Origin of the sequence: Sorangium sp. So ce381 (assembly GCF_051473845.1) — a bacterium.
GTDB classification, from domain to species: domain Bacteria; phylum Myxococcota_A; class Polyangia; order Polyangiales; family Polyangiaceae; genus Sorangium; species Sorangium atrum.
In genome coordinates, this window is record NZ_CP150336.1 from 332,020 (window position 1) to 345,079 (window position 13,060).

At 72.6% G+C, this 13,060-nt stretch carries 10 protein-coding genes and 1 riboswitch; all 10 genes read right to left on the minus strand.

Going from position 1 to position 13,060, the window contains the following annotated elements; all coding sequences use genetic code 11:
- Nucleotides 1–50: 50 nt before the first annotated feature.
- The 10 genes from purL to WMF29_RS01355 all read right to left on the minus strand — a co-directional run bounded on the left by purL (nucleotide 51) and on the right by WMF29_RS01355 (nucleotide 12,809).
- Nucleotides 51–3,980 carry a phosphoribosylformylglycinamidine synthase gene (purL, locus tag WMF29_RS01310; protein WP_437327098.1) on the minus strand — a complete coding sequence of 1,310 codons (3,930 nt, stop codon included), beginning with the start codon at nucleotides 3,978–3,980 and terminating at the stop codon, nucleotides 51–53.
- Between the two features lie 100 nt (nucleotides 3,981–4,080).
- Nucleotides 4,081–4,818 carry an FAD-dependent oxidoreductase gene (locus tag WMF29_RS01315; RefSeq protein ID WP_437327099.1) on the minus strand — a complete coding sequence of 246 codons (738 nt, stop codon included), beginning with the start codon at nucleotides 4,816–4,818 and terminating at the stop codon, nucleotides 4,081–4,083.
- Between the two features lie 67 nt (nucleotides 4,819–4,885).
- Nucleotides 4,886–5,260: a DUF3209 family protein gene (locus tag WMF29_RS01320; RefSeq protein ID WP_437327100.1), complete on the minus strand. Its 375-nt coding sequence runs from the start codon at nucleotides 5,258–5,260 to the stop codon at nucleotides 4,886–4,888.
- Nucleotides 5,261–5,283: 23 nt separating this feature from the next.
- The gene (locus WMF29_RS01325; RefSeq protein ID WP_437327101.1) at nucleotides 5,284–6,471 is read right to left on the minus strand and encodes a CbiX/SirB N-terminal domain-containing protein; all 1,188 of its coding nucleotides are present in this window, start codon (nucleotides 6,469–6,471) and stop codon (nucleotides 5,284–5,286) included.
- The gene (locus WMF29_RS01330) at nucleotides 6,447–7,274 is read right to left on the minus strand and encodes an ATP-binding cassette domain-containing protein (protein WP_437327102.1); all 828 of its coding nucleotides are present in this window, start codon (nucleotides 7,272–7,274) and stop codon (nucleotides 6,447–6,449) included. Before WMF29_RS01330 ends, WMF29_RS01325 begins: the two co-directional genes overlap by 25 nt.
- Nucleotides 7,271–8,020 (minus strand): CbiQ family ECF transporter T component, encoded by a 750-nt coding sequence (locus WMF29_RS01335; RefSeq protein WP_437327103.1) that lies wholly within the window; start codon nucleotides 8,018–8,020, stop codon nucleotides 7,271–7,273. Before WMF29_RS01335 ends, WMF29_RS01330 begins: the two co-directional genes overlap by 4 nt.
- Nucleotides 8,010–8,333 (minus strand): hypothetical protein, encoded by a 324-nt coding sequence (locus WMF29_RS01340; protein ID WP_272097333.1) that lies wholly within the window; start codon nucleotides 8,331–8,333, stop codon nucleotides 8,010–8,012. The genes WMF29_RS01335 and WMF29_RS01340 overlap by 11 nt, the downstream gene beginning before the upstream one ends.
- A 23-nt stretch (nucleotides 8,334–8,356) precedes the next feature.
- Nucleotides 8,357–9,070 carry an energy-coupling factor ABC transporter permease gene (locus WMF29_RS01345; protein ID WP_437331258.1) on the minus strand — a complete coding sequence of 238 codons (714 nt, stop codon included), beginning with the start codon at nucleotides 9,068–9,070 and terminating at the stop codon, nucleotides 8,357–8,359.
- A 98-nt stretch (nucleotides 9,071–9,168) separates the two neighbouring features.
- Nucleotides 9,169–9,376, minus strand: a riboswitch (cobalamin riboswitch).
- A gap of 1,166 nt (nucleotides 9,377–10,542) precedes the next feature.
- A complete protein-coding gene (locus WMF29_RS01350; protein ID WP_272097335.1) occupies nucleotides 10,543–11,364 on the minus strand; it encodes an enoyl-CoA hydratase/isomerase family protein in 822 nt (273 codons plus the stop codon).
- A 554-nt stretch (nucleotides 11,365–11,918) separates the two neighbouring features.
- Nucleotides 11,919–12,809: a 3-hydroxyacyl-CoA dehydrogenase family protein gene (locus WMF29_RS01355; RefSeq protein ID WP_437327104.1), complete on the minus strand. Its 891-nt coding sequence runs from the start codon at nucleotides 12,807–12,809 to the stop codon at nucleotides 11,919–11,921.
- Nucleotides 12,810–13,060 lie beyond the last annotated feature (251 nt).

Consider the following 13,060-nt stretch of genomic DNA (forward strand, 5'->3'; position numbering starts at 1 on the left):
ACGATTTCCTGCCCTCCTGGTCGGTCGGGGCGAAACTCCAGGAGAGACCCTCAGCCCACGAACGCCCGCGCGCTCTCGAAGAGGCGCAGCCAGGGGCCGCGTTCCGACCACTCGGGGGGAGCCCAGCTGTGCTGCACGGCGCGGAAGACGCGCTCGGGGTGCGGCATGAGGATCGTCACACGGCCGTCGTCGGTGGTGAGGCCGGTGATGCCGTCGGGCGAGCCGTTGGGGTTGGCGGGGTAGCGCGTGGCGACCTGACCGCGGCCGTCCACCCAGCGGGCCGCCACACGCGCCGCGCGGCGATCGGCGTCGCTGGCGAAGTGGGCATAGCCCTCGCCGTGGGCCACGGCCACGGGCAGGCGCGCGCCCACCAAGCCGCGCAGCAGCACCGAGGGGCTCTCCAGGATTTCGACCTGGGCGAGACGGGCCTCGAACTGTTCGGAACGGTTCTTGACGAAGCGCGGCCAGCGCTGGGCACCGGGGATGATGTCCTTGAGGCCGGCCATCATCTGGCAGCCGTTGCAGATGCCGAGGGCGAAGGTGTTCGGTCGCGTGAAGAAGGCCGACAGCGCCTCGCGCGTCTTGCTGTGAAAGAGCGCCGAGCGGGCCCAACCCATGCCGGCGCCGAGCACGTCGCCGTAGGAAAAACCGCCGCAGGCAGCCAGGCCGCGGAAGCTCTCGAGCGACACGGCGCCGCTCATCAGATCGCTCATGTGCACGTCGTGGGCGGCGAAGCCGGCGCGGTGGAAGGCGGCGGCCATCTCGATCTGACCGTTGACGCCCTGCTCGCGCAAGATGGCCACCTTGGGCCGTTCGCTGGCGGCTTCGATCAGCGGGCGAGCCAGCGATCGTTCGACGTCGAAGGGCAGGTGCGGCGAGATGCCCGGATCCCCGGCGTCGAGCAGCGCGTCGAACTCCTCGCGGGCCTTCTCGGGATTGTCGCGCAGCGCTCGCATGCGGTAGCTGGTCTCGGACCAGGCGCGGCGCAAGTCCACGCGCGGCTCGTCGAGCACGGCCTGGCCGCCCGCGGTCACCACCAGTCGATCGTCGCTGCGGAGCTTGCCGACGACGTGCGCCGCTCCCTCGAGACCGGCGCGGGCGAAGGCCGAGATGACCTCGGGCGCGTCCTGGGCACGCACCTGCAGGAGCGCGCCCAGCTCTTCCGAGAACAAGGCTGCAGCCTGAGCGGCCGGAAGCGAGATGTTCGCCGCCAGCGCATCGAGCGACAGCTCCGCGCCGACGCGGCCGGCGAAGCTCATCTCGGCCCAGGTGACGAACAGGCCGCCGTCCGAGCGATCGTGGTAGGCGAGCACCAGCCCCCGCTGCCGCAGGCTCTGTACGGTCTCGAAGAAGGCGCGCAGATCGGCCGGCGAGTCGACGTCCGGCACGCTGTCGCCCACTTGCTCGCTGACGGTGGCGAACGCCGAGAGGCCCAGGCGATTCTTGCCGCGTCCCAGGTCGACGGCCACGAGCACGGTGTCCCCGACGTCGGTGCGGAGCTGGGGCGTGAGCGCGCCGCGCACGTCCGGCACACGGGCGAAGGCCGAGACGATGAGCGAGATGGGAGAGACGACGCTCTTCTGGCCGCCGTCCCAGACCGTGCGCATCGACATGCTGTCCTTGCCGACGGGGATGGCGAGACCGAGCGCCGGGCACAGCTCGAGGCCCACCGCCTTCACGGCTTCATAGAGCTTGGCGTCCTCACCGGGGGCACCGGCCGCTGCCATCCAGTTCGCCGACAATTTCACGCGCTCGAGGCTCTCGATCGGAGCCGATGCCAGGTTGGTCAGCGCCTCGCCCACGGCCATGCGCGCCGAGGCCGCAGCGTCGAGCACGGCGAGCGGGGCGCGCTCGCCCATGGCCATGGCCTCGCCGCCGTAACCCGTGTAGTCGGTCAGCGTCACCGCTGCATCGGCCACGGCCACCTGCCAGGGCCCGACCATCTGATCGCGGTGCACGAGGCCGGTGATGGTGCGGTCGCCGATGGTGATGAGGAAGGACTTGTCGGCCACCGTGGGCAGCCGCAGCAGGCGATAGACCGCCTCGCGCAGCGGCAGCTTGGCGGCGTCGAGCGCCTGTCTGGGCGAGGGCAGGCGGCGGACGTCGCGCGTCATCTTGGGCGGCTTGCCGAGCAAGACCGACAGCGGCATGTCGATCGGCTGGTCGTCGAGCTCGGCGTCGTCGAGCACCAGATCTTGCTGCGCCGTCGAGTGACCGACCACGGCGTAGGGACAGCGCTCGCGCCGGCAGATCTCCTCGAAGATCTCCAGGCGCGAGCCGTCCAGAGCCAGCACGTAGCGCTCCTGCGCCTCGTTGCACCAGATCTCGAGCGGCGACATGCCGGGCTCGACCGAGGGCACTCGGCGCAGCTCGAAGCGCCCGCCCACGCCCGCGTCGTGCACGAGCTCGGGCAAGGCGTTCGACAGGCCGCCCGCGCCCACGTCGTGGATGCTGAGGATGGGCGAACCGGCGCCCAGGGCGTTGCAGCGATCGATGACCTCCTGGCAGCGCCGCTGCATCTCCGGGTTGTCCCGCTGCACCGAGGCGAAATCCAGATCGGCGGATGACGAGCCCGAGGCCATCGACGACGCCGCGCCGCCGCCCAGGCCGATCAACATGGCCGGCCCGCCGAGCACGACGATGGGCGCCCCCGCCGGGAAGGTCTTCTTCAGCGCCAGCTCGGGCCGCACATTGCCGAGCCCGCCCGCCAGCATGATGGGCTTGTGATAGCCGCGCACGCTGGAGGCCCCGCTGCTGTCGCCCGGCACCTTCTGCTCGAAGGTCCGGAAATAGCCGGCCAGGGCAGGACGCCCGAACTCGTTGTTGAAGGCGGCGCCGCCGAGCGGCCCGTCGATCATGATGTCGAGCGCCGAGACGATGCGATCGGGCTTGCCGATCGACTCGGCTTCCCACGGCTGCTCGAAGCCGGGAATGCGCAGGTTCGACACCGAAAAACCGGTGAGCCCGGCCTTGGGCTTCGCGCCTCGCCCCGTGGCGCCCTCGTCACGGATCTCGCCGCCGCTGCCCGTCGAAGCGCCGGGATGCGGCGAAATGGCCGTGGGATGGTTGTGGGTCTCCACCTTCATCAGCACGTGCGCCGGCTCACGCCGCGTCTCGTACAGCGCGCCGGCCCCCGGCTGTGGAAAGAAGCGCTCGGCGTCGAGCCCCTCCATGACCGCCGCGTTGTCGCTGTACGCCGACAGGACATGGTGCGGCGTCACCGCGAAGGTGTTCTGGATCATCTTGAACAGCGAGAGGCCCTGCGCCTCGCCGTCGATCACCCAGTCGGCCTTGAAGATCTTGTGCCGACAGTGCTCGCTGTTGGCCTGCGCGAACATCATCAGCTCGACGTCGCTCGGATCCCGCCTCAGCTCCGTGAACGCGGCCAGCAGGTAGTCGATCTCGTCCTCCGCCAGGGCCAAGCCGAGCTCCTTGTTGGCGCGCGTCAGCGAGAGCCGCCCCTCGCGCGACAGCGGCACGCGAGCGAGGGGCCGCGGCTTTTCGTCGCGAAAGAGCGCCTGCCCGGCCGCCAAGTCGAAGGCCACCGACTCGGTCATCCGATCGTGCAGCGCCCCCGCCGCGCGCGTCAGCTCCTCGCCGGTCAGCGGCCGGGACGCCCGCACGTAGTAGGCGATGCCCCGCTCGATCCGCTGCACCGCCGCGAGCCCCGCCACCCAGGCGATGTCGGTCGCCTTCGAGCTCCAGGGCGAGAGGGTGCCGAAGCGCGGCACCACCAGCACGAGCTGACCTTCGTCCTCGCCCGTCCCGCCCCCGCCGTGCGCCAGCGCGTCGTCGTCCAAGAGATGCGACAGCACGTGCTCGCCGCGCTCGTCGAGCGAGGCCCGCGAGTGCACGAAGTAGATCCAGCGGCTCCCCAGCCCGACCACCTCGGGCACCCGCTGCTTCAGCTCGGTCAGGCGCTTGTCGGTACGAAACGGAGAGAGAGCGCGCGCGCCGCGGACGTGTCGGAAGGCAGCCATGGCGGGCATTTGGCCCATGGGGGCAGCCGATTCAACCGAAACGGGCAGCCACGGGGCTGGGGCCCGGTGCCCCCGCCACCCCTCGCAAGATCCCGAACGATTACAAAGACTTCTTCGCAGGGTTGTTGAAGAAGCTCTCCAGGAGCACGCTCCCCTCCGGCGCGCCGAGCGAGACCAGGTGGTCGCGGAGCGGGTAGAGGACCGCGCCGTCGCCCGCGCAGAGCACGGCGTCGTACGGCCCGGCCGCGAGCTGCCCGTCCACGAGGGCGCACGCGCGCGCCGGCCGCTCGGGGTGGCCGATCGGGGGGAGGTCGCGGGCGACCGTGAGGCGAACGGCGGCGGGGAGGCGCTCGCGGACGAACGGCTCGGAGGCGAAGGTCTCGCCCGGCTCGACGAGCCAGAGCAGGTCGAGCTGCGCCGCGCCGGCGGCGGCAGCGCTGCGCGCGATTCCGAGGGCGGCGGTGATGCCGGTGTCGGTGGCGATCACGAGCGCGCGGCCGGAGAAGCCCGGCGCGAGCCGCAGCTTGCCCCAGGGGCCGCTCCACTCGAGCTCGGCGCCGACGGCGATGTCGTTGAGCACGTTCGACCCCGGCCCGGCGCCGATGCGCTTCACCGCGATCTCGACGGCGCGCTGCTCGGCGTCGCTGGAGAGCAGCGAGTAGGCGCGCTTCGCGAGCCTGCCGCCGGGCAGGGTGACGCCGGTGTTGATGATCACGTACTGCCCGCCGGCGAAGCCGATCTCCGCGCCGTCGACGCGCTCGAGCCGGAGCAGCCGCGCGGCGTCGCCGAGCGGCGTTGCGTGGGCGATCCTGATCTTCGGGTTGCCTTGTGTTGCCATGACGTCGCTCCTGTCTCCGCGCGGTCGCAATCACGCGCGATGGGCTCCCTCCGGTGAGGGGCGCGCTTCACTCGGCCGGGTAGATCTCGTGCACGAAGTCGTGCATCTCCTCGAGCTCCCGGTAGAGCCGGCCGAGCCCGTCGACCTGGGCGCGCAGATCGAGCTCGACCTGCTTCGTCAGGATGAGGAGCGAGCGCAGATAAGGCAGCTTCGGGTCGCCGGCGGGGGTCTTGGCGACCTTCTCCTGGAGCTCCACGAGCGACCCCTCGAAGAGGCGCGAGAGGTTCTTCAGGTCCCCGGCGCGCAGCATCGCCGAGACCGGCCCGGGCTCGGCGGCCGCGGCGCCGAGCTCGGCGAGCTCGTGCGTGCGCTCGGCGGGATCCTCGATGCCCAGGATGTTCATGAGCCCAAGGCGGAGCGCGGCGATCTCGTGACAGGCCATATCGGTTCTCTCCTATCCATCCTTCACTGCATGATGTCGTCGACGAGCCGGGCCACCAGCCGGTCGCCGAGCAGGTGCTCCTCGACGAGGTCCTTCGCGTCCTCCTCGCGGACGCCGCGGTACCAGACCCCGTCGGGGTAGACGGCGACCGTCGGCCCCTCGCCGCAGCGCCCCATGCACGACGTCCTCGTCACGCGGATCTGCTGCTGCTGGCCGGCCTGCTTCACGAGGCGGCGCACCGACTCGAGCAGCGCAAGGCTGCCGCGGTCCACGCAGTCGGCGTTGCCGCAGACGAGCACGTGCTTGCGCAGCGAGCGGTGGGCGTGCGGGTGGTTCGACGCCTGCGTGTGCGTGAGCGTGTGGCGCACGCTGTAGAGCATCGCCTTGAGCCCGCCGACCTCCCGGGCGAGCCCCGGCAGCGCGGTGCGGTACATGCACGTGTCGCAGGGGAGCGGCGCCTCGCCGGCGAACGCCTGGCGCGCGCGCTCGTCGATCAGCCCCTCGAGCGCGCTCGACCGGCCGAGGTGCGGCGCGAGCGACGCCCGGATCCACGGGTACGTCGAGGAGAAGCGGTCGACCTGCTCGGCGAGCTTCGTCATGAGCCGCCCGGCGAAGAGGAAGTAGGGGACCACCACGACGCGCTCCGGCCGGTGCCGCGCGACCCGCTCCAGCGTCTCCTCGACCGAGGGGCGGGTGACGCCGATGAAGGTCGGCTCGACGAGCTGGAGCCCGCGGCCCTCGCCGATGAGGCGCGCCGTCTTGCAGAAATCGCCGTTCGCGTCCGGGTCGCTCGACCCGCGCCCCACGACGACGAGCGCCGACCGGGCCCGCGCCGCCGGGTCGTCCGGCAGCGCGGTCGCGGCGCGCTCGAACGCGATCTGCGCGAGCGCCGGGTGCACGCCGAGCGGCCGCGCCGCCGAGAAGCGCACGCCCGGGTGCGCGGCCCGCGCCCGCTCGAGCGCGAGCGGGATGTCGTTCTTCACGTGCCCCGCGGCGAACAGGAAGAGCGGCACGACCGCCACCCGCGACGCCCGCGCCGCGAGCGCCGTAAGCGCGTCGGCGAGGTGCGGCGTCGCGAGCTCGATGTAGCCGTGCTGCACGGCGATCTCGGGCCGCGCCGCGGCGTAATCGGCCACGATCGCCTCGAACTCGGCGTTCGACGCGGCGTCGCGGCTGCCGTGGCCGATCAGCAGGAGACCGTCGTCATGCACGCGAGCGCCTCCTCCAGGGTGAGCGGGAGCCCCGCGCCGCCCTGCGGCGGCACAGGCCTCATCCGGGTCCAGAGCTCGGCGACCCACGGCCGCCGCACCCGCGCCCGCGCGAGGAGCTCCCCCCGCGCGAACACCTCCCGCGGCGGCCCGTCCGCGAGGACCTGGCCGTCGCCGAGCAGGACGGCGCGCGTTGCGAAGAGCGGCACGAGATCCACGGCGTGCGTCGCGGTGACCAGCGTGGTCCCCTGCTGCTCGGAGAGCGCGCGCAGCGTCTGGCACAGGGCGAGCTCGCCCTCCGGGTCGAGCCCCGCGGTCGGCTCGTCGAGCAGCAGCACCCGCGGCCGCATCGCCAGCATCCCGGCGATGCACGCGCGCTTGCGCTCGCCGAAGCTCAGCGCCTCGATGGCCCGATCGGCGAGGTGCGCGATCTGCACGGCGGCGAGCGCCTCCTCGGCGCGGCGCCGCGCCTCGGGCGCGGGCAGGCCGAGGTTTCGCGGGCCGAACAGGACGTCGTCGAGGAGCGTCGCGCCGAGCAGCTGGTCGTCCGGGTCCTGGAGCACGAGCGCGGCGCCCGCGGCGACGGCGTCCGAGGGCGAGCCCACGCGGCGGCCCGCGATCTCGACGCCGCCGCCGGGCGCCGTGAGGAGCCCGACGAGCGTCCGGAGCAGCGCGGTCTTGCCGGCGCCGTTGCCGCCGAGCACCGCCACGGACTCGCCCTCGGCGACGTCGAGGCGCACGTCGCGCAGCACGGGCTCGCCGTGCCGGTAGCCAATCCGGGGGGCGCGGAGCGCGATCGCGATCATCCGGCCTCTCCCGCGGCGACGCTGAGCCCGAGGGCCGCGATGGCGGCGGCGGCGAACGCGAGGTTCGCGGCGGGCGCGCTCGCCCTTCGGTCCGCCACGGGGAGCTTCCCCTGGTAGCCGCGGAGCTGCATCGCGAGCGCGGCGCTCTCGGAGCGCTCCAGCGTGCGGAGCGCCACGACGCCAGCGACGGCGCCGGCCGAGCGCGCGGCGGCGCCGGGGCGGGTGAACCCGCCGCGGAGCGCGGCGGCGCTCCACGCGCTGTCGGCCGCGCGCTGGAGCACGCCGGCGAAGCGCCGCGTCAGCGCGAGCAGCTCGACGAGGGCCGCGGGGACGCCGAGCCCGGCGAGCGCCGCCTCGATCTCGGCGGGCGCGGCGGCGCCGGCGAGCCACCGGAGCACCGCGGCCGCCGCGAGGACGCGCGCGCCGATGGCGACGGCGCGGCGGGCCCCCTCGGCCGTGATCGCGTCGACAGGGAACGGCGCGCCGGGGAGGAGCGGCGCCCCCGGCGTGAGCGCGAGCGCGAGCGCCGCCGCGACCGCGCCGATCCACGCGGCGGGCGCGGCGGCGCGGAGGACGGCGCGCGCGGGCGTGCCCTGGAGGTGGAGGGCCGCGCACGCGAGGAGGAGCAGCGCGGCCGGCGTGACGGGCGAGCGCGCGCCCGCGGCGACGCAGCACGCCGCCACGGCGGCCCCGAGGCGGAGCCGGGCGTCCACGTCGCGGAGCCGCGCGGGGGGATCAGTCCGCACGCAGGCCTTCGCCGCCGGCCTTGCCCGCGGGCGCGTCCGCGCGCTCGACGAAGAGCACGCGCGAGAAGTAGCCGAGGGCGAAGCCGGCGAGGAGCCCGGCCCACAGGAACGCGAACAGCAGGAGGTCGCCCTCGAGGCCCGCGAACAGCGGCCCCGTCTCGTGGCGCCCTGCGTCCTCGGCGACGCGGCGGACCACGGCCTCGTCGACGCCGTCCCAGGACGCGTTGCGGCAGGCGGCGAGCCAGAGGGCAGCGGCGAGCTGGAGCGCGCGCTCGCAGGCTACGCACGCGCGCCGCGCGAGCAGCGCTGACACCGGGCGCTGTCCGAGCCGCCGCGTCACGATGCCCCCGGGGCGAGCCGGACGACCTGGAGCCGGTCCAGGATGTCGGGCCGCCGGGTGCGCAGGAAGGCGAGCGCCCCCGCGGTCATGACGCCCTCGAGCAGGCCGAGCGGCAGCTGGGTGGGGACGAAGGCGAGGGCGACGCCCGTGAACATGGCCGTCACCGATCCCTCGCCCGAGAGCCCGAGCGCGAGCGCGAGCGCCGTGGTGGCGTACGTCGCCCAGTCCGACGTCACGCCCGCCAGGAAGCCCGCGACCCAGAGGTTCGCGCCGCAGCGCCGCGCGAGGTGGAAGACGAAGTATCCGGTGAAGGCGCCCGCGATGCCCATCGACGCGACGTCGGCGCCCAGCGTGGTGAGGCCGCCGTGCGCGAGGAAGAGGGCCTGGATAAGGAGCGCCACCACGGTGACGAGGACGGTCATCCAGGGGCCGATGAGCACCGCCGCGAGCCCTGTGCCGCACGGGTGGGAGCAGGTCCCGGCGGTCGGCACCGGCACGGGCATGCACGAGATCGCGAAGACGGCGGCGGCGATGAGGCCGACGAACGGCTTGTAGAAGGCGTCCTGCTGGGTGCGGCGCCGGAGCAGGTGGAGGGCGATCGCGACGAAGGGCAGGGCGAGCGCGTTCCAGGCGGCGCACCAGCCGAGCGGCAGGACGCCTTCCGCGAGGTGCATCGCGGCCGCGGGCCGGGGCGCGAGGAGCGTCCCCAGGGACACGGCGGCTATCGACAAAGAGCGGCCGTGAAGACCGATTTCGGCGCTCCGGGTGAAGTCCGCACCCGAACGCCACGAAGACGTGCGCAAGCTGCACCTCGTGGGAGGCTCGGGTAGGTCTCCCGGCTCATGGGTTCAGGGAGCTGATCGAGCTCCCAGCGCTGCGTCCACCTTCCCAGGCCTCGTCCAATGAGGCCCAGTGGTCTTCGGAGGCAGCTCCCCACTCACGGTGGCGGGACCGCGCCGGTTTTGCACCGGCTTCCCTGTTATGCCCTGGAGGGCACCCGAGGAATGGATTGTCAGGCCGGTGCTCGGTAATCCCGTTTCGTGCCCGGCGTCAAGGACGTCGCGCCCCGATCGCGGCGGAGGTGCCCAGCGGACGCTGCACGGGGCCTCGCGTGTCAGACGAGCTCACCGTCGAGCGCGCGGGCTCCGCCTTGCGCGCGCTGGCCTGCGCGTCGGCCCGCGTGTCCTGGCGACGCGATCGCGCGAGCTGGGCGCGCGCACCCCGCGTGCGCGGACCGGGCGAACCCGGGTGCGTCGACCCGGTGCATCGACCCGGGCGCGCGCTTCCACCTGGCGCGCTCCGGTCCGCCGCTGCACGCCGCGAGCTCCCTCGTCTACGGCGTCGGTGCGGCGGTGATGCCTGCGCTGGTGGCCACCTCGCCCTCGGGGGGCGCTGCAGCGGCGCACGAGGCCATCGCTGCCGAGGCGCGCCGTGCGCCTGTCGGGGCCCCCATCGAGCAGACAGGCGCGCGCCGGCGAGCCATCCAGGCCTGTCATGCGATGGCCCAGGCCGAGAAATTGACCCAGACGCATCAGGCGAAGAGTCGTCGAGCACACGTCGTGAAATATGTCCCCCTTAGATAAAACCTGTTTACTTTGTGGCCTCGCGCGCGCTGCGCGTATCGCGGCCTGCGCGCACGCAGGGGCTCTCGTGCGCTTGAACACAGGCGCCGGCGCGTTCCTTCCGTAGTGTGCTTTATTCGTCCTGGCTCTTTACTCGGGAGCAGGTGTCCGTTGTGCTGCCTGCCGCGTCGTGGCGTCTCTTATTGAAGAGATGGGGGATCTCGTGTTCGCTCGTCTCGGAATGCGAAATGAACGCTGCGCCGAGCGCTGTCTTCGGTGGAGGGGTATGCCCGGCTCGAACGTGAATTCCGGCAGAGCTTGTGTGTGTGGGTCGTGCGCTCGCCTGGCTGCCTTCGCGTCTGGAGCGCTCTGCTCGCCCGGCGTGCAGGCGTTGCACTTTGTTATCGACAACGCGCTTGCGGATGCCACAATCTGACTACCGCATGCGCACCGGCGCGGACCCCCCAGCCCGGAGCGCATGCGGTTTTTCTTCTTAGCACCGTGGCGGACGTTCAGGACTCCGGCGCGGTTTTCCTGCCGCGGTCATTCTGGGCCCCCCTCCAGCGTGATGCGCGGTATTTTTTTGCCCCTCGAGCGCGCGGTTCGTGCCTTCCGAGGCGTCACTTTCCGGTGAACGTGGCCTGGGATTTCGCCAGGAACGCTTTCATTCCGAGCTGTTGATCTTCGCTGCCGAAGAGCGCCGCGAATGCCTGGGCTTCCAGCTCGTTGGCGGCGGCGAGGTCGAGGCTCTCGCCGCGCAGGAGGACGCGCTTGGCGGCGGCGACGGCGAGCGGGCCGCGCGAGGCGATCTTGAGGGCGGTCTCGTGGGCGCGCGCGAGGAGCTCGGTCGCCGGGAAGACGGCGTTGACGAGCCCGATCGACAGCGCCTGCTGCGCGGTGATCATGTCTCCTGAATAGACGAGCTCGCGCGCGCGTCCGGGCCCGACCCGTCGCAGCAGCCGCTGGGTTCCGCCGAACCCCGGGATGACGCCCAGGTTCACCTCGGGCTGGCCGAGCTTGGCGCCTTCGGCGGCGTAGATGAAGTCGCAGGCGAGGGCGAGCTCGCAGCCGCCGCCCAGCGCGAAGCCGTTGACGGCGGCGATCACGGGGAAGGGGGCAGTCTCGATGAGCTCGGCGAGCCGGTGGCCAGCGTCGGCGAACCGCTTCGCGGCGATGCTGTTCATGGTCGCCATCTCCGCGATGTCCGCGCCGGCGACGAACGCCTTGCCGGCGCCGGTCAGCACCGCCGCGCGCACCTCGTTGCCCTCGGCGGGCGTGAGGAGGTCGCGGAAGGCCGCGGTGAGCTCGCCGAGGACGGCGGGGTTCAGGGCGTTGAGTTTGTCGGGCCGCTGGATGGTCACGGTGGCGACGTGACCCGCGCGCTCGACGGCGACGAACTGGAGCGTACCGCGGGCCCCCGGCTGCTGTTCTTGAGCGGTCATGGAGCGTGGTTAGCAGCGCGCCGCGCCGGGGGGAAGCGCCTGCCGTCGCGCGCGAAGGCCTCATTCGGTGTCCGACCGATCTCGCTTTGCCGAGACCGTTGCCGAGCCGACGAGCGAGCGATCCAAGCGAGCGATTTCCAGAGGACGTCACGCGCCTGTTCCGGGACACAGCCCGTCGCTCGATAATCCGAACTCCCCGCTTGAGTGCGGGTGCGCGCGATCTGACGCCCTGCCACGAGCCCCCGTGCGATCGTAGTGAGTCGGGCCGACCGCCCATCCTCCGACCCGCACATCCGTGTTCACATCGCGCTTATCCCGTCGCCGCTCCCCTCATCCCCGCCTGGAGAGAGCCAGGGAGGGAGGGGGCGCCGCGCGGGGGGCCGGCGGGGTAGGGCCCCACGAACCCGAGCGCCGGCCCGCTCCGTGCGACGCCCTCCCGGACCGGCCCCGCCGTTCAGCCGGCCATAGCCCCCCAAAAGGCGCGAGTTCGTGGGAGGGGCCCCCGCCGGCCCCCCGCGCGGCGCCCCCTCCCTCCCTGGCTCCGTGGCAGCCGCCTACACCGCCCGCCCGCTCTTCTGCCCCTTCTCGTCGTACACGTAGAACCCCCGCCCGCTCTTCTTCCCGTACCACCCCGCCGCCACCAGGTTCCGGAGCAGCGTCGCCGCCCGGTACTTCGAGTCCCCGAACTCCCGGTGCAGCACCTCCGCGATCGACAGCACCGTATCCAGCCCGATCAAATCGGCGAGCTCGAGCGGCCCCATCGGGTGGTTCAGCCCGAGCCGCGCCCCCGCGTCGATGTCCTCCGGCGTGGACAGCCCCTCCTGGAGCGCGAAGCACGCCTCGTTGAGGAACGGGATCAGCATCCGGTTCACGATGAACCCGGGCTGGTCCTTCGAGGTGATCACCGTCTTGCCGAGCCCGACCGAGAGCGCCCGGACGGCCTCGTACGTCGCGTCCGACGTCTGGACCCCACGGACGAGCTCGACCAGCTTCATCAGCGGCACCGGGTTCATGAAGTGCATCCCGATGACCAGCTCAGGCCGCCCGGTCACCGCCGCCAGCCGCGTGATCGAGATCGACGACGTGTTCGACGCCAGGATCGCCCCCTTCGGCAGCGCCGCGTCGGCGAGCTTGAAGATCCCGCTCTTCACCTCGAAGTTCTCGGTCACCGCCTCCACGGCCAGGTCGACCCCGGCCAGCCCCGCGATCCCGTCGGCCACCGCGACCCGGCCGAGGAGCGCCTCCCGCGCCTCCGCGGCCAGCTTGCCCTTCTCCACCTGCTTCGCGAGGATGGCGGCGATCTGGGCCTTGCCCGACTCCGCCAGCGCCCTCGAGACGTCGCACAGGACCACCTCGAGGCCCGCGGCCGCGGCGACCTGGGCGATGCCTCGCCCCATCTGGCCCGCGCCGATCACCCCGAAGCGCTTGATCGTCGTAGCTTCCATGCCCGCGGTTGATAGCCGAACCCGAGAGCGCGGTGAACCGCCCTCGCCGCGGCCAGACGGTCCGACGGCCCGCCCGCTCGGACGTCCCCGCGCCACAGGAGCAGAAGCGCGCGAAAGCTCCGCCCGACCTTCCAGGCCCGCGGGGGCGAGGATCCTTGAAACCGTATCGTCCGCCCGGCTATCTTCGCCCGGCCCGTGAACGGACCGGACCGAATTCGCGAGGTCCGCGGAGATACGATGAGCGTTGAGAC

Bases quoted from the DNA above. Each gene is read 5' to 3' on its own strand.
- purL (WP_437327098.1), bottom strand. From the start codon at position 3,980: ATGGCTGCCTTCCGACACGTCCGCGGCGCGCGCGCTCTCTCTCCGTTT.
- WMF29_RS01315 (WP_437327099.1), bottom strand. From the start codon at position 4,818: ATGGCAACACAAGGCAACCCGAAGATCAGGATCGCCCACGCAACGCCG.
- WMF29_RS01320 (WP_437327100.1), bottom strand. From the start codon at position 5,260: ATGGCCTGTCACGAGATCGCCGCGCTCCGCCTTGGGCTCATGAACATC.
- WMF29_RS01330 (WP_437327102.1), bottom strand. From the start codon at position 7,274: ATGATCGCGATCGCGCTCCGCGCCCCCCGGATTGGCTACCGGCACGGC.
- WMF29_RS01350 (WP_272097335.1), bottom strand. From the start codon at position 11,364: ATGACCGCTCAAGAACAGCAGCCGGGGGCCCGCGGTACGCTCCAGTTC.
- WMF29_RS01355 (WP_437327104.1), bottom strand. From the start codon at position 12,809: ATGGAAGCTACGACGATCAAGCGCTTCGGGGTGATCGGCGCGGGCCAG.